We start from the raw sequence: 19,036 nt of genomic DNA on the forward strand, positions 1-19,036 counted from the left end.
GCTGACTTCTTTCTAGTGGGACACTTGCATTTGGTTGACATCGTCAATCCATCGCAAGGCGTCCACACAATTCACCTGCGCATACTGTCAAAGATCAATCACTTAGCGAGAACATTTCGTTTTTCGCTTCAGGACATTTCGTCCTGAGTGAGCCGCCCATTCTATATCGTTTTTCGTTTCTGTCAACACCCTCGTGAATCTTTTTTTCGAGGGGGTCGCTAGTTCCGAAGAACATCGACACCGTTTGCGAAGCGCATTCCGTGTCAGCGGGGAGGCGAATAATACGGATTTAAAAAGGGGCCGCAACCCCTTTTGTGAACTTTTTTTGAAAGTCGCGTTAAATCAGTCGGATACGGGCGAAGTTTCTTTTGCCAACCTGCAGCACGCCCTCGAATCCGGCCTCGAAGACGCGGGAAGCGTCTTCCACCACTTCGCCATCGATGCGTACGGCACGCTCCTTGAGCTTGCGATTCGCCTCCGAATTGCTCGGCGTGACCCCCGCGGCGGTCAGCAAGGCTGCAAGACGGAAGCCCTCTGCCGGTGCCTGGATCTCATCCAGAGGAAGCAAAGAGGTATCGCCCTGCCCCGTCACCACGGCATTCCAGCCGGCGATGGCCTGTTCCGCCGCCGCGGCGTCATGAAAGCGCGTGGCCAGTTCGCGGGCCAGGCGCAGCTTCACCTCACGGGGATTGAGCGCACCGGAGGCGACACCAGCCTTCATGGTGGCCAATTCATCCATGGAGACGTCAAAGCTCAGCAGCTCGTACCAGCGCCACATCAGCTCGTCACCGATCTTCATGGTCTTGGTGACGATGTCGATGGCCGGTTCGTTGATACCTATGTAGTTGCCCAGCGACTTGGACATCTTGGCCACGCCGTCCAGGCCCTCCAGCAGCGGCATCGTCAGTACGATCTGCGGCGCCTGGCCATGGTGTTCCTGCAGGGCGCGGCCCATGAGCAGGTTGAACTTCTGGTCCGTGCCGCCCAGCTCCACGTCGGCCTCCAGCGCCACGGAGTCGTAGCCCTGCACCAGCGGATAGAGGAATTCGTGGATGGCGATGGGCTGCTGGCCCGCGAAGCGCTTGGAGAAGTCGTCGCGCTCGAGCATGCGCGCCACGGTGTGCTGGGCAGCGAGCTTGATCATGTCGGCGGCGGTCATCTTGCCGAACCACTCGGAATTGAAGCGCAGCTCGGTCCTGTCGCGGTCAAGCACCTTATAGACCTGCTCGGCGTAGGTTTCCGCGTTTGCCAGCACGTCCTCGCGGGTGAGCGGCTTGCGCGTCACGTTCTTGCCGGTCGGATCGCCGATCATTCCGGTGAAGTCGCCGATGAGGAAGATCACCTGGTGGCCGAGATCCTGGAACTGCCGCATCTTGTTGAGCAGCACCGTATGACCCAGGTGCAGGTCAGGCGCGGTGGGATCGAAGCCCGCCTTGATGCGCAGCGGCCTGCCCAGCTTCAGGCGTGCCTCGAGGTCTTCCTTCTTGATGATCTCGTCGGCGCCACGCGCGATGAGCGCCAGGGCCTGCTCCAGCTCGTTCATGCTTTCTCTCTATATAGGTAAGTTCGTCGCCCCTGCACCGGGTGCGTGAAGCGGGCGTGGGGTTAATTGTGCGTTAACCCCGAGATGCGATGCAAAGCCTTGATGGAAAAGGCGTTGACTGTCTTTGCACGAGGCCGTTATGGTACGCGGCAACCTCGGGGCGAGCGGACATACAGACGACAATGGGTGATGTGAAACGGGCAGCGCACCATGCGCGCAAGCAGGCCATACGCCGCAAGGCGCAACGCAGCCATTCGCACTTCTACGATAGCCGCGCCCACTGGTCGTTCAGTCGCAACGCTTCGTCGGAGCCGCTCAGCTGGAGCCGCGAGCGCTGGATCCTCGCCGGCACGGCCTTTCTGCTGGTCATTCTTTCCGCGCTGGTGATTCCCGCGTGGGCCGGTGCGATGAAGTCGCCCAAGGTCACCGAGCCCCTCGTTCATTCCGTCGTTCCGCTCGCCCTGCCCAAGATCGACCCCGCCTCCGTGAAGCCGGTGGCTCCCGTCGAGGAATGGCAGACGGTGCAGGTGCAGCCGGGCCAGACCCTGGCTGACATCTTCCTCGACCAGAATCTCACCATGACCGACCTGCAGCACGTCATCGACGGCGCGGGCGGCAGCAAGGTGTTCCACCAGATCAAGCCGGGCCAGGAATTCCAGTTCCTCATCGGCGCGGACAGCACGCTCAAGGGCGTGCGCTTCGACCAGGACGAAAGCAAGATCGCCACCCTGCGCCTCGACGGCGCCAGCCCGCAGCTCACCACGCAGACGCGCGACGTGCAGCGTCGCGAGCACATGGCCCACGGCGTCATCGACGGCTCGCTGTTCGGCGCCGCCACCAAGGCCGGCATGAGCACGGCGATGGTGCTGAAGCTGGCCGAGGTGTTCAAGTTCGACATCGACTTCGTGCAGGACCTGCGCGTCGGCGACAACTTCACCGTCATCTACGACGACGTCTACAGCGACGGCGCCTTCCTGCGCGAAGGCGACATCGTGGCCGCCGAGTTCGTGAACCAGGGCAAGCGCTACACCGCCTACCGCTTCAAGAACACCGACGGCAAGGTGAGCTACTTCAGCGAGGAAGGCCGTCCGCTCACCGGCTCCTTCCTGCGCATCCCGGTCGACTTCACCCGTATCTCCTCGCAGTTCAGCGCCGGCCGCATGCACCCGATCCTGGGCAAGATGCGCGCGCACAAGGGCGTGGACTACGCCGCCCCCACCGGCACGCCCATCCATGCGGCGGGTGACGGCGTGGTCAAGTTTCGCGGCTGGATGAATGGCTATGGCAACTTCGTGGTTATCCAGCACAACGCCACCATCAGCACCGCCTACGGCCACATGTCGCGCTTCGCCAACCTGCGCGTCGGCCAGCGCGTGAGCCAGGGCAGCACGATCGGCTTCGTCGGTATGACCGGCCTCGCCACCGGTCCGCACCTGCACTACGAGTTCCGCGTCAACAACGTCCAGCGCGACCCGCAGACGGTCACCCTTCCCAAGCCCGAACCGCTGCCGGCCGCGCAGCTGGCGAAGTTCAAGAAGGAGGTCGTGGCACCGCAGCTTGCGCGTCTCAACCGCGTCGACAGCAACGTCAAGCTCGCCAGCGCCGACACCAAGCCCGGCAACGACAAAGCCAAGAGCGACGACTGACCGTGGCACTACACGACGGCCTCTACGTAGGCCTCATATCGGGCACCAGCGCGGATGGCATCGATGCCGCGCTGGTCCGCTTCCGCAACGAAAGGCCCGCGCTTGTCGCGGGCCTCACGCATCCATGGGACGAAAACCTGCGCCGGCGCATCCTTGCCGTGGCCCAGGATGAGGAACGCCTCGACCTGGATGCCTACGGCCGGCTCGACGTCGCCGTGGCGCGCGCCTTCGCCGAGGCCACGCATGCCGTGCTGGCGAAAGCCGGCGTTGCTGCGAGCGAGGTCGCGGCCATAGGCTCGCACGGCCAGACGATCCGTCACCGCCCCGACGGCGACCTGCCCTTCACGCTGCAGATCGGCGATCCCTCGGTGATCGCGGAAAACACCGGCATCGATACCATCGGCGACTTCCGCCGGCCCGATGTGGCCGCCGGCGGCCAGGGCGCCCCACTCGTGCCCGCGTTCCACGCCACAGTGCTGCGCCCGCGCGAAGGCGCCCGCGTGGTGCTCAACCTGGGCGGCATCGCGAACGTCACCCGGCTCACTTCCGACGGGGGCGTCACCGGTTTCGATACCGGCCCGGCCAATGGCCTCATGGACGCCTGGTGCCTGCGCCACCGTGGCGAAGCCTACGATCGCGACGGCCGTTTCGCCCTGTCCGGCACGGTCGACCCCGACCTGCTCGCCGAACTGCTGGACGATGCCTACTTCGTACTGCCGCCGCCCAAGAGCACAGGCCGCGAGCATTTCCACCTGGGCTGGCTCGACCGGCATCCGCGCGTGGCGGAACTGGCACCGGAAGACGTACAGGCCACCCTGCTCTCCCTCAGCGCCGTCTCCATCACCGATGCCATCCGCGAGCACGCCGGCGACGCACTGGACATCGTGGCCTGCGGCGGTGGCGTGCACAACCTCGCCTTGATGCAGGCCATCGCGATGCGCCTGGAAGACAAGGCCCTGGTGGTGAGCGCCGATTTCGATATCGACCCGGATCTGATGGAAGCCATGGGCTTTGCCTGGCTGGCCTACCGCCGTCTGCGTGGCGAACCCGGCAACCTGCCGGCCGTTACCGGCGCAAAGGGCCCCCGCCTGCTGGGCGCGCTGTACGCCGCACCCTGACCGGCTTCAAAGGGATTCGTCGGTCGCCTTGCCGGCCGGCTTCGCCAGCCGGTCGGGCGAGGCCTGGGCCAGGGCAGACAGTGCCTCCTGGAAGGCGGCCTGTTCGCTGGCATCCCAGGTGCCGTGAAGATGGGCGATATCGCCCGGATCGAGCAGCAGTTCGCCGAATGCGTCGCTCGGGCCAAGGCCGAGGCCATGGCGCAACGCATGCAGGATCACCTCATTGATCGACCAGCGGCGTTCGCGGGCAAGTGTCTTGATCCGCTCGGCCATCTGGTCGTCGATATGTCGCACTACGATATCCGGCACGTGCGTGACCTCCTCGCGCATGCCCCCTGTGCTGCCGATCTTACACAGGTTTGCCGTCAGGGCGCATTGACCGGAACCGGCTTCGACAGGCCCGGAATACGCGGCCACAGCCACGCCAGCACGAGCAGCGTGGGCACGATCGACACCGTGCTGATGATGAACAGTGCCGGGTAGCCCGCACCCTTCACGAGGAAGCCCGAAAAGCCGCCGATCAGCTTGCCGGGCAGGTTGGCCAGCGAGCTGAGCAGGGCGTACTGGGTGGCGGTAAAGCTGCGATTGACCAGCGATGACATGAAGGCCACCAGCACCGGCCCGGCGAAGCCCTGGGCGAGGTTGTCGCCCGACAGCGTCGCCACGAAGGCCCAGGTCTGGCCGGGGTTCTGCGCCATCAGCAGGTAGAGCATGTTGGACAGCGCCACGCCGATCGCGGAGATCACCAGCAGGCGCCGCATCTCGAACCGGGTGACCGCCCAGCCGCCCGCCAGGGCGCCCACGATGCCGATGATCAGGCCATAGACCTTGGATACCTCGGCGATCTGCGTCTTGCTGAAGCCGGCGTCCAGGTAGAACGGATAAGCCATTGCCCCCAGCATCTGGTCCGGCAGGCGGAACAGGGCCACGAAAACCAGCAGGCCCGCCGCCAGCACGAGTCCGAAGCGCGAATAGAAGTCGCGGAATGGCCCGATGAAGCTTTCTTCCACCGCCTGGCGCAACGGCACCCGCTCGCGTACACGGTGTTCGGGCTCGCGGGCGGCAAAGACCGCCGCCACCGGAATCAGGATGAGGGCGCAGATCACCACGTAGCCGCGCTGCCAGCCCACCATGTCGGCCACGATGAGGATGCCAGCGCCGCCCGCGATGAGACCCAGCCGGTATCCCAGCGTATAGGTGGCTGCGAGTGCCCCCTGTGCCTCGATGGGCGCAATCTCCACGCGGTAGGCATCCACCACGATGTCGATGGTGGCGCCCGCGATGGCCGCCAGCAGGGTCATGCCCATGAACACCTGCAGGGAAAGCGTCGGCGGCATCGCCGCCATGCCCAGCAGCCCCGCCGCCAGCAGCAGCAGGGCAAACAACAGCCAGCCACGTCGCTGCCCCAGCCGGCAGAACAGCGGCAGGCGGAACTTGTCCACGACCGGCGCCCAGACGAACTTGAAGTTGTAGGCGAAGGTCACGAAGCTGGCGATGCCGATGGCACCGTAATCCACCCCCGACTCCTTCAGCCATGCGGACAGCGTATTGCCGACCAGCAGGAACGGCAGGCCCGAACCGATGCCGAACAGCAGCATGGTGATGGCACCCGGCTGGGCGAAGGCCGCAAGGACACCCCGCAGGCCCTTGTAGCGGACCGTTCCCGACGCTTCGCTCACTCGGCGTAATCCACGGTGTAGGGCGCGTGGTCGGAGAAGCGCTCGTCACGGTAGATCGAACAACCGCGCAGGCGATCGCGCAGGCCCTGGGTGACGATCTGGTAGTCGATGCGCCAACCCACGTTGTTGGCCCGTGCCTGGCCACGGTTGGACCACCAGGTGTATTCCACGGCATCGGGTTTCAGTGCGCGGAAGCTGTCGACCCAGCCCAGTTCGTTGAACAGCAGGTCGAGCCATGCGCGTTCTTCGGGCAGGCAGCCGGAGTTCTTCTGGTTGGAGGTCCAGTTCTTGATGTCGTTCTTCGTGTGCACGATGTTCCAGTCGCCGCACAGCACGTAGTCGCGGCCGCTGGCGGCCCACTCGCGCAGGATCGGGGTGAGCCATTCCATTACGCGGAACTTGTACTGCTGGCGTTCGTCACCCGAGGAACCCGACGGGATGTAGAACGACACCACGCTGAGATTGCCATAGCGGGCTTCGATGTAGCGGCCTTCGCAGTCGAAATCTTCGCGGCCCAGCGAAGTACGCACTTCATCGGGTTCACGACGCGAATAGATGGCCACGCCGCTGTAGCCCTTCTTGCTGCGGGCGTCGTGATAGAAGCAATGATGGCCATCGGGCCGGAACATCGCATCGGTGAGCTGCGATTCCTGGGCCTTGGTTTCCTGCAGGCAGACCACGTCGGCGTCCTGCTGGCGAAGCCAGTCGAACACGCCCTTGGTGGCGGCGGAACGGATGCCGTTGGCGTTCAGCGAGATGATGCGCATGGGATCTTCTTTGCGACGTCGAGGACCGCATGATAGCGGCTTGCGCCGACGGCCTCCTGTTAGGATGTAACAATGATGCCGAACATCGAAGTGCGCCCCGTCGACGACAGCCTGCGTGCCGCGGTCAGCGCGCTCGCCGTCCACCCGGCGCAAACCATGTTCGTAGGCCAGGTATCCGACTCCCTGGCCGATGTCGCCGTATGTCCCGGCAGCGAGGCGCTGGCCCTGCTGGAAGACGGTGCGGTGGTGGGTTATGTGCGCATCGATCGCACGGCGGCGGCGCTGGGTGATTCGCCACTGATCGCCGGCGCAGTGGCGCTGCGCAGCTTCCTCATCGATGCTCATCGACAGGGCCGGGGCCTGGGTACACGTGCGCTCGCAGCCATCGCCGCATACGTCGCCGGACGGCACCCGGACCGCCAGCGCATCCTGCTTACCGTGAACGTACGCAACGAAGGCGCCGTCCGCGCCTATGCCCGGGCCGGCTATGTCGACAGCGGCACGCTGTACCATGGCGGGTCGGCGGGCCCGCAACATGTGATGTGGGCCTCGCTGCCCCCATCGAACCCAGCAGAGATTTCCTGACGTGCACGATTACCAGCGCGAATTCATCGAACTGACCCTTTCCCGCGACGTCCTGCGTTTCGGCGAGTTCACGCTGAAATCCGGCCGCAGCAGCCCGTACTTCTTCAATATGGGCCGCATCGACTCCGGCGCCGCACTGGCCCGCCTGGGTCGCTCCTACGCCGCGGCGGCCACCCGCTCCGGCGTGGCCTTCGACATGCTGTTCGGTCCGGCCTACAAGGGCATCGCCCTGGCCGCCGCCACGGCCATTGCCCTGGCGGATACCCAGGACCGGGACATTCCCTGGGCCTACAACCGCAAGGAAGCCAAGGACCACGGCGAGGGTGGCACGCTGGTCGGCGCCCCGTTGAAGGGCAAGGTGCTGATCGTCGACGACGTGATGACCGCCGGCACCGCCGTGCGTGAATCCCTCGAGCTCATCCGCGCGCAGGGGGCCGAACCGGCTGGCGTGCTGATCGCACTCGATCGCCAGGAACGCGGCCAGGGCGAGCTGTCGGCCGCCCAGGAAGTATCGAAGCACTTCGGCATCCCCGTGATCGCCATCGCCAGCCTCGCCGACGTGCTCGCCTATGCGGGCGAGCGTCCGGAACTGGCCGCCGAGCACGCGCGCCTCGTGGCGTATCGCGAGCAGTACGGCGTCAAGGCCTGACAAAAGCGCGACTGCGTCACGCAGGGGGTCGCGATAGCGGCCTGCGCATGGTTCCCCTCCGATGGCTGGCTATACTCCGGCTTCAGGAGGGAACACCATGCGAGCTGTACGTTACATCCTGGCGGGAGCCGCGCTGTGCCTTGGCACGGCGGCACTCGCCCAGAGCAACACATCCAACAACAACGGCGTCCGCTACAAATGGAAGGACGCCTCGGGCGCCTCCATCTTCAGCGACACGCTCACACCCGATGCCCTCAAGTCGGGCTATGACGTGGTGAACGGCCAGGGCATGACGGTACGCCATGTCGACAGGGCGCTCACCGCCGACGAACGCGCCGCAGCCCGCAAGCTTGCCGACCAGAAAGCGGCACAAGACCAGGCACAGGAGCAACGCCGGCGCGAAGACGCGCAGATGCTCAATGCCTATCCGGACGAAACCTCGTTCATGGCGGCGAAAAACGCCGAGGTCGATAATTTCGAACAGGCAGCCCGTACCACGCGCCTCAGCTTGCAGGGACAGGAGAAAGCCCTTGCCGACCTGCTCAACCGTGCCGCGGATCTTGAGCGCGCCAAGCAGCCCGTGCCGCCGTATCTCAAGGATCGCATTGCCGCCCAGCGCGATACCGTGACCAACCTGCGCACCACGCTCCAGCGCCAGCAGGCGGCCAAGGACACCGCAAAGGCCGGGCTGGACGCACAGCTGAAGCATTACCGCGACGTCAAAACCGCCGCGCAGACCCCCGCCGGCCAGTAGGCCGGCTCAGAACGGCAGCGAAATCCCGCTGTCCACCGCATGGATGTGCTGGCGGAATGCGTCCCTGATCCGCTCGAACGCCTTGCCGTCGTTCGCTTCGAAACGGAATACGAGCGCTTCCTCGGTATGCGAGGCGCGCACGAGGCCCCAGCCATCCGCCCAGTCGACGCGAACGCCATCAAGCGTGGTCACTCGCGCATCGTCGAACGGTATGTCGCGGAACGCTGCCATGAAGCGAGCCGACGCGCCCTCCTCCATCGCCAGGCGCAGCTCCGGCGTGGACATGCCGTGCGGAAACTCGGCGACCAGCGCGGACAGACCACGCTCTTCCGGATCGCCCGCGAGGATTTCGAGCAGCCGTGCCGCCGCATACACGCCATCGTCGAAGCCGTACCAGCGATTGCCGTCGGCAAAGAAGAAATGGCCACTCATTTCGCCACCCAGCGCGGCGCCGGTCTCGCGCATCTTCGCCTTGATCATCGAGTGTCCCGTACGCCACATCAGGGGCACGCCTGCCGCCTCCTGGATGACCGGGCGCAGGTGCGCGCTGCACTTCACATCGTAGACGACCGTGGCACCCGGATTGCGCAGCAGGACGTCTTGCGCAAACAGCATCAGCAGCCGGTCCGCCGGTACGATCTCGCCCTCGTGCGTGACGACACCCAGGCGGTCGCCATCGCCGTCGAACGCGATGCCGAGATCGGCGCCCGTGGTGCGCACGGCGGCGATCAGGTCGGCGAGGTTATGTGCATCGGACGGATCGGGATGATGGTTCGGGAAGGTGCCGTCCACGTCACAGTAAAGCGGCATCACCTCGCAGCCGATGTCTTCCAGCACGCGCGGCGCCACGACGCCTGCAATGCCGTTACCGGCATCCACCACCACCTTCAGCCGGCGCCCGGCGGAAACATCGCCGACGACACGGGAAACGTAGGCACCGGTTGCGGATACCTCCCGCAGGCTGCCATGCCCATCGACAGGAAGCTGGCCTTCTTCGATACGCCGGCGCAGGTCGGTGATGGCGTCGCCGGCGAGGGTTTCACCGCCGACCACGATCTTGAAACCATTGTGACTGGCGGGGTTGTGGCTACCCGTCACGGCCACCGCGCAGCCCGTGCCAAAGTGAAAGGCCGCGAAATAGATCACCGGCGTGGGCGCGGCACCGATGTCGATCACGTCGATGCCCGCTGATCGCAAGCCGTCGGACAGTGCATGCGCAAGCTCCGGCCCCGACGTACGACCGTCGCGGCCGATCACGATCTCATGCAGGCCATGCTCACGCATGAGGCTGCCGATGGCACCGCCGATCTGGCGGGCGGTGTCCGTGCCCAGGGAGCGTCCCACGACACCACGTATGTCGTATGCACGAAAGATCGAGGCGTCCACTGGACCCGCCGTGACTTTCGGGATATCGGACACCACCTCCTCCGCGGCATGCGCGAGGGCTGGCGCCGCTGCGGGAGGCAGGCGTGGTTTGCGCACCACATCGGCAACAAGGATGTCCGGTTCCGGCTCGTCATCCACGGGCGGCGGAAGATGGTTTCGTCGCCAGGCGAGAAAACCACCGCCACCCAGGCAGAGCAGCGTCAGCACGCCAGCGACCACGACCGAATCGGGCAGCACGATGAAGGCGCGGGGCATGGCTGCCATGACGGAAAACATCGTTCCCGGCACCGGCATCCCGGTCGCTTCCAGTTCCGCCGCACGGGAACCGCGGGTCAGCAAGGGAGCGGCATTGTCGCCCTGGTGCAGTTCAAGGCGGCCGCCTGCGGGGGAAACAGCCTCGAAGTGCTGGGTGATTGCGTCGAACGGAAATTCCAGCCAGATCCAGGCGCGTGGATCCCGGATATCACCGATGGGCTCCACGAGGGACATTCGCCGCTGGCCATTCACCAGCAACGTGGACGCAGGGACAGCCGTTTCCGTGCCCAGCGCACTCATCAGCTGTGCGGCCTTGGCATACCCGAAGGTGCGGTAGTCGGCATGCACCACTTCATCGAGGCCGTTGCTGTAGACGTCCACAGCCCGCGCATCCGGCATGGCAAGGCGAAGGCGGGCGGCCACGGCCGGATGGTCGTCAAGGATGACGGCGAGCGCCGGGTCGCCGATGGCCTTGCGAAAGGCGCCCTGGTATCCGTTCACGACGCCCGCGATGGCCTGCACGGCCTCCCGCTGGGCAGCGTGCGTACGCTCGGCCGCGCGCTCCTTGTCGGCGATGAGCCAGGTCTGCCACGCGCAGAAAAACCCCAGCACGATGAGCAGCGTCGCTCCCGCCAGCGGCAGCGTGCGACGCAGATCGATACGGAGTCTCCGCCCCACCCCTCCCGTTATCCGAGCCATGCCGCCCCTTGTCGTCGTGTCAGCCCACGCCGGTGGAACCGAATCCGCCTTCGCCCCGCTGCGACGGCTGGAATTCGTTTACCACGCGCAAACGCGCGCGGCCTACCGGCACGAGCAATAGTTGCGCAATCCGGTCGCCCGGCGCGATGGTCACCGTCGCATTTCCGCGATTCCAGCAGGAAATCATCAACGGGCCCTGGTAGTCGGCATCGATGACGCCCACCAGGTTGCCCATCACCAGGCCCTGCTTGTGACCCAGGCCCGAGCGCGGAACGATCAGCGCGCACCAGGCCGGATCGCCGATGTGGATGGCCATGCCAGTGGGCACCAGCAGGCTTTCGCCCGGAGCCAGGGTCACGGGTGCCTCGGTGGCCGCGCGCAGGTCCATGCCTGCGCTGCCTGCCGTCGCCGGTTCGGGCAGCGGGATGCTGTCGCCCAGGCGCGGGTCGAGGATTTTCAGTTCGATGTCGATCAAGGTGTCGGTCCGTGGCCGGAAAGGAAGCGTTCGGCGATGTGCTCGATGAGCTGTCGCGCCAGTTCGGTCTTGGGCCGGGTGGGGAGTACGAGATCGCCACCGGGCCAGTACAGGTGCAGTGCGTTCTCGGCCACTTCGAAGCCCTTGCCCGCGCCCACTTCGTTGGCGGCGATCATGTCCAGGCCCTTGCGACGCAGCTTGTCCTGCGCGTAGCTGGCCAGCTCGTGCGTTTCGGCGGCGAAGCCCACCAGGAAGGGATGTCCGGGTTGCGCCGCGAGGGCCGCAATGATGTCCGGGTTTTCGGTGAGCTCCAGGTGCAGCGGGGACCCGTCGACCTTCTTCAGTTTGTGGTCGGCCGTGCCTGCCGGGCGGTAATCACCCACGGCGGCCGCTCCCACGTAGATATCGCTGCGCTGGCAGGCCGCGAGCACGGCGTCCTGCATCTGCCGCGCGCTGCGCACATCAATGCGCGTGACACCTGGCGGTGTCGGCAGGGATACCGGACCGGCCACCAGCGTGACCTCCGCACCGGCATCGCGGGCCGCGGCGGCCACGGCGAAACCCATGCGACCGGAACTGCGGTTGCCGATGAAGCGCACCGGATCGATGTCTTCGTAAGTGGGGCCCGCGCTCACGACCACATGTCGGCCGTGCAAGGCCTGGCTGCCGAACGAGGCCACGAGGCGGTCACGCAGGTCGTGCGGTTCGAGCATGCGACCGGAACCGATGTCGCCGCAGGCCTGGTCGCCATCGGCCGGCCCCAGGATGCCCACGCCACGCACGCGCAGCGTGCCGATATTGGCCTGCACTGCCGGATGGGCCCACATCTGCTGGTTCATCGCCGGCGCCACGTACACGGGTGCCGCGGTGGCGAGCACAACGGTGCTGAGCAGATCGTTGGCAAAACCATGCGCCAGACGGGCAATGGCATCGGCGCTGGCGGGGGCGATGAGCACACGCTCGGCCCATCTGGCCAGCTCGATATGGCCCATGGCGGCTTCGCCGTGCTCATCCCACAGGCTCACCCGCACCGGCTGTCCGGACAGCGCCTGGAAGGTGGTGGGCGTGACGAAGTGGGTGGCGCCCTCGGTCATCACCACACGGACCTCGGCTTCGAGATCACGCAGGCGACGGACGAGCTCGCAGACCTTGTAGGCGGCGATGCCGCCGGTGACGCCGATCAGGATGCGACGCTGACGAAGACTCATGGCGAAACAGCGTTTGCTCTAAAGGCTGGTTAGCTTAGCGGATTTCGCGCCTACCTCCGTCGCGGGCGACGAGCGGCGCTTTTTCAGAATCCTTCCATCGCGGCTTGCCGGTCATCCGCCTACCGTGGGCCGTCGCCGACACCGGAACACGAAGATGAAACAGGATACCCACGCGCAAGGGGTGGGGGATGCCCGCACGCCTCGCTACACCGCCGGAACCATCCCGCAATGGCCCGAAAGCGAACGCCCTCGCGAACGGCTGCTGCGCCATGGTGCCGTGGCGCTTTCCGATGCCGAACTCATTGCCGTCCTGCTGGGTAGCGGCAGTGCCGGCCGCGATGCCGTCGCCACGGGCCGGGCGCTGCTCGGCGAGGCGGGCAGCCTGGGGCGCCTGCTCGCCGACCCGGACCACATGCCCCGGGTGCACGGCGTGGGCCCCGCGAAGCGGGCGCGCATCGTCGCCGCGCTGGAGCTGGCCCGGCGTTCACTCGCCGAAGGCCTGGCAGACCTGCCTGCGCTCCGCTCGCCCGCCGACAGCACCGCCTATCTCGAATCACGGTTGCGGCACCTGGCCCACGAGGTGTTCGCCTGCCTCTTCCTGGACACCCGCCATCGCGTACTGGGCTATGAAGAATTGTTCCGCGGCACCATCGATGGCACCAGCGTCTATCCAAGGGAGGTCGTGCGAGCATGCCTGCGCCATCAGGCGAGCGCGGTTATCTTCGCCCACAACCATCCGTCGGGCATCGCCGAACCCAGCACGGCGGATCTGGACATCACCCGCCGGCTCACCGAAGCGCTGGCGCTGATCGATATCCGCGTGCTCGACCACATCGTGGTCGGCCATGGCGAAACGGTGTCCATGGCCTCACGGGGGCTTATCTGACGATCCGTCAGGGCTGCTTCAACGGACCATAGGTCGCCGCATAGCTGCGCGGGGTGATGAACGGCATCAGCAGGCTGCGCAGCGCATGTGGCAGGCGGGCTGCCTTGGAGAGCTTGTCGGTCATCGCCTGCACGTGTTCGACGCGGGAACGGCGTGCTGCCTCGAAACGCTGCCCCACCGCCGGGCCCGCGCCCTCCTTCGCGACGATATCCGCCAGCACCAGGGCGTCTTCCATCGCCAGCGCGGCGCCCTCGGCCCAGACCGGGGCCGTGGCGTGCGCGGCGTCACCAATCAGGAGGATGCGGTCGCGGCTCCAGGAAGTGAGGCGCACCTCTTCGATGGGCGAGTGATACACCGACCCGGGATAGGCCAGCACGGAGTCCATCGTCTCGCGCACCCGCGCGGGGAAGTCGCGCACTACATCACGCAGCAGCGACAGGTCGCTGTCGGCGGCGCCGGCCGACGTGGCCGCGGCCCAGCCATAGACCGTGCGCTCATCCACCGGCAGCAGGAGCACCATGCCGCGCTCGCCGGTCCACAGGGTCCAGCAATCGAGGCCGGGGTTCGGGCCCATGAAACGCCAGCTTGCCGCGGCAAGCCGCGCGCTGGAGGCTCCGGTCGTGCCGGCCACGCTGGACCGGATCGTCGAGCGCACGCCATCGGCACCGACGAGCAGGTCCGATATCCACTCCTGGCCATCGGCCAGGCGGGTGCGGACGCCCGTGGCGTCTTGCGAGACCGAGGCCACGCCGGTTCCGCGCAGGATGTGGGAGGCATCCTGGCCGCTGGCGAGCATGTTCATCAGGTCCGAGCGACGCACCGCACGCGGCCGCATCGCATCTCCCCAGAAAGCGTCCTCATCGATCGACGCGAGGATCCGGTCCTTCCGCGTGCGGTACTCGCGACGCTTCACCGGATACCCCAGGCGCTCGATCGCCTCGCCCAGCCCCAGCCGGTGCAGGGCAGCCACGGCATTACCGGGCAGGTTGATGGCCAGACCGGCGTCGGCGGCCTGGAGGCTGCGCTCGACGATGGTGGCCGGCACCCCCTTCTGGGCCAGGGCCCGCAAGGTGGCGAGGCCGGCGATGCCGCCTCCGGCAATGAGGACACGCTGATTCTGGGGTTGATCCATCCGCTGGGCTTCCGGGTGTCGAAGAGCCGACATCTTCCCGGATCGGGCATGGGGTGTCCGGTACGAAACCATCAAATCGTGCGAGTGACCCGTTTCCAGACCACCTGGCCCGGCTGTCTGTAGGAGCGCGCCTTGCGCGCGACCAGCTCGTTTCCTGGCCACGTGACTCGGCTTCTGTAGGAGCGCGCCTTGCGCGCGACCGGGGGGCCATCGCAAGCGGCTGTCGCGCGCAAGGCGCGCTCCTGCAAGAGCGCTGCGTTCGTCGGATGGTCTGGCATCCGGCGAATCGCAAAAATAAAGGCGCGAGTGCCGCTCGCGCCTTCGTGGGTCATCTATCGAGGGAGGGGCGTCGATAACCCGTCGTGCCATGGCGGGGAGACACCGGGCACGGACAAAAGTGTGACAGTGGCCGATGACAGACCCATGACGTGCCGAAAATCCCCCGAAGGCGACGGCCACCGAAGGACTTATGCACATTTGCGATCTTTCCCACTTGCCGGTCACAGCTGCTGTCCTTGCACAGGTCAGGCACTTAACTTACTGATCTCAAATACCTTTACTTGTGACGCAACGATGTCAAGAGGGGCTGGGGGGCTTCGAAGGCACTTGACGGGAGCTTTGTTCACAGAGTTATCCACAGGCAGCAAGGGATCTGTGGACAGACCCGAAGGGCGGGTTTTGCCTTTCTGATAGGATTGCGGGTTCCATCTCCGCGTCGCACATCCCGTGAAACATCCGCTGAAACAACTTGTCCTTCAGGCGATTGGCGCCCTGCGGGAGTCCGGCAAGCTGCCTTCCGACTTCGTCGCCCCCGCGTTCGTCATCGAGCGCACGCGCAGTCGCGAGCACGGCGATTTCGCGACCAATGCCGCCATGATGATGGCCAAGGCTGCCGGCCGTAAGCCGCGCGACATCGCCACCGACCTGGTGGAGGCCCTTCCGGTTTCCCCGCTCGTGGGCAAGGTCGAGATCGCCGGCCCCGGCTTCATCAACTTCTTCCTGGCCCCGGCCGCGTTCCACGCCGAAATCCGCCAGTCCCTCGCGCTGGGCGACAGCTACGGCCACAACCAGGACGGTGGCGGCCGCACGGCCGGCGTCGAGTTCGTCTCGGCCAATCCCACCGGTCCGCTGCATGTCGGCCACGGCCGCGCGGCGGTCATCGGCGACAGCATCAGCCGCCTGCTGCACGCGGCCGGCTACAAGGTATTCCGCGAGTTCTACTACAACGACGCCGGCGTGCAGATCGCCAACCTGGCTCTCTCCACCCAGTGCCGCGCCAGGGGCATCGGCCCGGACGACGCGGGCTGGCCCGAGTCGGGTTATCGCGGTGACTACATCGCCGACGTCGCCCGCGCCTTCCTGGCGAAGGAATCGGTGGAAGCCGATGGCGAGGTCGTCACCGGTAGCGGCGACGTCGACAACCTCGACGACATCCGTCGTTTCGCCGTGGCCTGCCTGCGCCACGAGCAGGATCTCGACCTGAAGGCCTTCGGCGTCGGCTTCGACGTGTACTACCTCGAATCCTCCCTCTATACCGGGGGCAAGGTGGACGAGACCGTGCGCGAGCTGGTCGCACATGGGCACACCTACGAGGAAGGCGGCGCGCTGTGGCTGCGTACCACCGATTTCGGTGACGACAAGGACCGCGTCATGCGCAAGTCCGACGGCACCTACACCTACTTCCTGCCCGACGTGGCCTACCACCGCACCAAGTGGCAGCGTGGCTACGAGCGCGCCATCACCGAGCTGGGCTCCGATCATCACGGCTCGCTGGCCCGCGTGAAGGCCGGCCTGCAGGCGCTGGACGCCGGCATTCCGAAGAACTGGCCCGAGTACGTGCTGCACCAGATGGTGACGGTGATGAAGGGCGGCGAAGAGGTGAAGATCTCCAAGCGCGCCGGTTCGTACGTCACCCTGCGCGATCTCATCGACGAAGTGGGCCGCGACGCCACGCGTTACTTCCTGATCGCCCGCAAGGCCGATTCACAACTGGTGTTCGACATCGACCTGGCCCGTTCGCAGAGCACCGATAACCCGGTCTATTACATCCAGTACGCGCATGCGCGCGCCTGCCGCGTCTTCCGTGAGCTGGCCGATCGCGGCCTGGCGACGGATCGCGCCAATGGCCTGGCGAAGCTCGACCTGCTCGACAACGAGCACGAGCAGGTGCTGATGGTGGAGCTGTCGCGTTATCCAGAAGTGGTGGAGGCGGCCGCGGCCAATCTGGAACCGCACCTGATCGCGCAATACCTGCAAGAGCTTGCGCGCGCGCTCCATAGCTACTATCACGAGCACAAGTGGATCGTCGACGACGCCGATCTGCGCGACGCCCGCCTCGCCATGGTGGCCGCCACGCAGCAGGTGCTTCGCAACGGTCTGGATCTGCTGGGCATTTCCGCCCCGGAGAGCATGTAAATGGCAACACGCAAGAAGGGCAAGGGCCGCCAGGCCGTTCGCAACAGCTCCGGTGGCATGCCGGGCTGGGGCTGGGCGCTGATCGGTATCCTCGCCGGTGCCGTGCTGATGGCCGTCGCGATGCGCGGCAGCATCATCCCCATCAAGAAAGACGGCCCGGAACCGAACCCGCAGGCCACCGCACAGAAGGGCAGCGACCCGGGCGTGGCGGACCAGGCCGAGCCCGAGAAGCCGAAGAAGCCGTCGTACGACTTCTACTCAGTGCTTTCGGAGAAGGAAGTCCGCATCCCCGATGCCGAGATCCGCGCGCAGGCCAGTGCCGAGGCGCAGCAAAAGCAGCAACAGCAGGCGGCCCAGCAACAGGCCGCACAGCAGGCCGCCGCACAGCAGCAGGCACAGCAGCCTCCGCAGCAGGCCGCCGTCGTCGCCGCGAACCTGCCGAAGGCCACCACGCAGACTGTGACCGCCACGCCCTCGCAGCCGGCCCAGCCTGCCGCGCAGTCGGCGGGTTCGGGTTACCTGCTCCAGGTGGGTGCATTCCCGAGCGCATCGGATGCCGAAGCGCTGAAGGCCAAGCTGGCCTTGCAGGGTTTCGTGGCGAACGTGCAATCGGTGAAGGTGGGCGCGCAGACTTACAACCGTGTGCGCCTGGGGCCGTTCAAGTCGGCTACCGACCTGGAAAGCACGAAGCAGCGCTTGCAGTCGGCGGGGATCAGCGCCATTGCCTTGAAGGAAGGCAGCTGAGTCTTTGGCACCTCGCATAAAAAAGCCCGCTTCGGCGGGCTTTTTTATGGCTGGAGTTTCGGCCTGATCCGGTCGCGCGCAAGGCGCGCTCCTACATGGACTGGGGCTGTCGCGCGGGGGCGCGCTTCTGCACGAGCCGCCCTGTAGGAGCGCGCCTGCGCGCGACCGCTACGAAGCGCCCCTCAGCTCTTCCGCTTCAACCGGATCAACGCGGAAATATCGTCATCGCCATACCCCTGCGACATCAGCTCGGCATAGTTCGCCAGCGACTGCTCGATGATGGTCCGATCCGTGCCCGCGTCCTGCGCGATACCACGCACGATGCCGAGGTCCTTGTGCAGCAGGCCCAGCTTGAAGCCCACCGAGAACTCGTTGCGCAGCATCGTGCCGCCACGCTTTTCCAGAAACCAGTTGCCCGCCGCGCCCGCACCCAGCGTGGGAATCAGGCGATCCGCCTCCAGCCCCAGCGCCTCGCCCAGGGCCAGGCCTTCTGTCACCGCCTGGGCGATACCGGCCACCAGCACCTGGTTCACGGCCTTCGTCGCCTGGCCGCTACCCACCGGCCCCATGTGGGTAATACGCGCGCCATAAGCCTCAAGCACCGGCCGCGCGCGTTCGAGCACGTCTGCCTCGCCGCCGACCATCACCGACAGCTTGCCGTTCTTCGCGCCTTCCACACCGCCGGACACCGGCGCATCGAGGAAATGCGCACCGACATCGGCAAGGATGCGCGCGGCACGCTGCGCCGTGGCGGGCGCCACCGTGGAATGGTCGATCACGATGTCGCCCCTGGACAGCGATGGCGCCAGCGCCTCCACCACGCCGATCACATCGGCATCCGCGCTGACGCACAGCGCGATCACATCACACGATGCGGCGATGGCCGCCGTATCCGGGGCCTGCACGCCCAGTTCCTTCGCCAGTTCGTCCGCGCGCGCCTGCGTGCGGTTGCCGACGGCGGCAAGCAATCCCTTGTCGTGGAGGTGCCGGGCCATGGGGGCGCCCATGGCACCCAGTCCGATGAATGCTGCCTTGATCGTCATTGCGTTATCCGTCGTCGTACGTGCAAAAAAAACGCGGCGCATGAAGCGCCGC

17 protein-coding genes are annotated in these 19,036 nt (G+C 66.1%); 8 read left to right on the forward strand and 9 right to left on the reverse strand.

The genetic code is table 11. The features are described 5' to 3' along the window. Positions 1-337 precede the first annotated feature (337 nt). Positions 338-1,543 carry a tyrosine--tRNA ligase gene (tyrS, locus tag HBF25_RS00005; protein WP_166945357.1) on the reverse strand — a complete coding sequence of 402 codons (1,206 nt, stop codon included), beginning with the start codon at positions 1,541-1,543 and terminating at the stop codon, positions 338-340. A 182-nt stretch (positions 1,544-1,725) separates the two neighbouring features. On the opposite strand from tyrS, the gene HBF25_RS00010 reads away from it, so the two are divergent. Further along, complete coding sequence (locus HBF25_RS00010) at positions 1,726-3,189, forward strand: OapA family protein (RefSeq protein ID WP_166945359.1); 1,464 nt, start codon at positions 1,726-1,728, stop codon at positions 3,187-3,189. Between the two features lie 2 nt (positions 3,190-3,191). After that, positions 3,192-4,307, forward strand: coding sequence for an anhydro-N-acetylmuramic acid kinase (locus HBF25_RS00015; RefSeq protein ID WP_166945361.1), 1,116 nt, complete (start codon positions 3,192-3,194; stop codon positions 4,305-4,307). A 6-nt stretch (positions 4,308-4,313) separates the two neighbouring features. On the opposite strand, the gene HBF25_RS00020 is transcribed toward HBF25_RS00015, so the two are convergent. From HBF25_RS00020 to HBF25_RS00030, 3 genes are read right to left on the reverse strand one after another with little or no spacing between them, the layout of a single operon-like run. Continuing rightward, positions 4,314-4,637 (reverse strand): ribbon-helix-helix protein, CopG family, encoded by a 324-nt coding sequence (locus HBF25_RS00020; RefSeq protein WP_208392346.1) that lies wholly within the window; start codon positions 4,635-4,637, stop codon positions 4,314-4,316. 35 nt (positions 4,638-4,672) lie between these two features. Next, positions 4,673-5,986 (reverse strand): AmpG family muropeptide MFS transporter, encoded by a 1,314-nt coding sequence (locus HBF25_RS00025; RefSeq protein WP_425483415.1) that lies wholly within the window; start codon positions 5,984-5,986, stop codon positions 4,673-4,675. After that, on the reverse strand, positions 5,983-6,753 hold the full coding sequence (locus HBF25_RS00030; RefSeq protein ID WP_166945363.1) for an exodeoxyribonuclease III: 771 nt from the start codon (positions 6,751-6,753) through the stop codon (positions 5,983-5,985). The genes HBF25_RS00025 and HBF25_RS00030 overlap by 4 nt, the downstream gene beginning before the upstream one ends. 72 nt (positions 6,754-6,825) lie before the next feature. On the opposite strand from HBF25_RS00030, the gene HBF25_RS00035 reads away from it, so the two are divergent. The 3 genes from HBF25_RS00035 (at position 6,826) to HBF25_RS00045 (ending at position 8,741) form a co-directional block, all read left to right on the forward strand. After that, the gene (locus HBF25_RS00035; protein WP_166945365.1) at positions 6,826-7,338 is read left to right on the forward strand and encodes a GNAT family N-acetyltransferase; all 513 of its coding nucleotides are present in this window, start codon (positions 6,826-6,828) and stop codon (positions 7,336-7,338) included. Between the two features lies 1 nt (position 7,339). Continuing rightward, positions 7,340-7,987 carry an orotate phosphoribosyltransferase gene (gene pyrE, locus HBF25_RS00040; protein WP_166945367.1) on the forward strand — a complete coding sequence of 216 codons (648 nt, stop codon included), beginning with the start codon at positions 7,340-7,342 and terminating at the stop codon, positions 7,985-7,987. 97 nt (positions 7,988-8,084) lie between these two features. Continuing rightward, positions 8,085-8,741 carry a DUF4124 domain-containing protein gene (locus HBF25_RS00045; RefSeq protein ID WP_166945369.1) on the forward strand — a complete coding sequence of 219 codons (657 nt, stop codon included), beginning with the start codon at positions 8,085-8,087 and terminating at the stop codon, positions 8,739-8,741. 6 nt (positions 8,742-8,747) lie between these two features. Here the strand turns inward: HBF25_RS00045 and HBF25_RS00050 are convergent, their stop codons facing one another. Genes HBF25_RS00050 through coaBC form a run of 3 tightly spaced genes read right to left on the reverse strand, consistent with a single transcriptional unit; the run spans position 8,748 to position 12,764 of the window. Continuing rightward, the gene (locus tag HBF25_RS00050; RefSeq protein ID WP_341777997.1) at positions 8,748-11,060 is read right to left on the reverse strand and encodes a phosphomannomutase/phosphoglucomutase; all 2,313 of its coding nucleotides are present in this window, start codon (positions 11,058-11,060) and stop codon (positions 8,748-8,750) included. Between the two features lie 40 nt (positions 11,061-11,100). Beyond that, entirely contained in the window at positions 11,101-11,556 is a 456-nt protein-coding gene (gene dut, locus HBF25_RS00055; protein WP_166945373.1) for a dUTP diphosphatase, read from the reverse strand. Continuing rightward, positions 11,553-12,764, reverse strand: a complete 1,212-nt coding sequence (coaBC, locus tag HBF25_RS00060) for a bifunctional phosphopantothenoylcysteine decarboxylase/phosphopantothenate--cysteine ligase CoaBC (protein WP_166945375.1) — start codon at positions 12,762-12,764, stop codon at positions 11,553-11,555. The genes dut and coaBC overlap by 4 nt, the downstream gene beginning before the upstream one ends. A 154-nt stretch (positions 12,765-12,918) precedes the next feature. On the opposite strand from coaBC, the gene radC reads away from it, so the two are divergent. Continuing rightward, positions 12,919-13,650, forward strand: a complete 732-nt coding sequence (radC, locus tag HBF25_RS00065; RefSeq protein ID WP_166945377.1) for a RadC family protein — start codon at positions 12,919-12,921, stop codon at positions 13,648-13,650. 7 nt (positions 13,651-13,657) lie between these two features. Here radC and HBF25_RS00070 read toward each other — a convergent pair whose 3' ends face one another. After that, the gene (locus tag HBF25_RS00070) at positions 13,658-14,782 is read right to left on the reverse strand and encodes an FAD-dependent monooxygenase (protein ID WP_166945379.1); all 1,125 of its coding nucleotides are present in this window, start codon (positions 14,780-14,782) and stop codon (positions 13,658-13,660) included. A 726-nt stretch (positions 14,783-15,508) separates the two neighbouring features. Between HBF25_RS00070 and argS the strand changes: the two genes are divergently transcribed. Both argS and HBF25_RS00080 read left to right on the forward strand, forming a co-directional pair. Beyond that, positions 15,509-17,197, forward strand: a complete 1,689-nt coding sequence (argS, locus tag HBF25_RS00075; protein ID WP_166945381.1) for an arginine--tRNA ligase — start codon at positions 15,509-15,511, stop codon at positions 17,195-17,197. Then, complete coding sequence (locus HBF25_RS00080) at positions 17,198-17,941, forward strand: SPOR domain-containing protein (RefSeq protein ID WP_166945383.1); 744 nt, start codon at positions 17,198-17,200, stop codon at positions 17,939-17,941. Positions 17,942-18,123: 182 nt separating this feature from the next. Here the strand turns inward: HBF25_RS00080 and HBF25_RS00085 are convergent, their stop codons facing one another. After that, positions 18,124-19,026 (reverse strand): NAD(P)-binding domain-containing protein, encoded by a 903-nt coding sequence (locus tag HBF25_RS00085; protein ID WP_166945385.1) that lies wholly within the window; start codon positions 19,024-19,026, stop codon positions 18,124-18,126. Between the last annotated feature and the right edge of the window lie 10 nt (positions 19,027-19,036).

It is taken from the genome of Luteibacter anthropi (genome assembly GCF_011759365.1).
In the GTDB taxonomy this organism is placed as follows: domain Bacteria; phylum Pseudomonadota; class Gammaproteobacteria; order Xanthomonadales; family Rhodanobacteraceae; genus Luteibacter; species Luteibacter anthropi.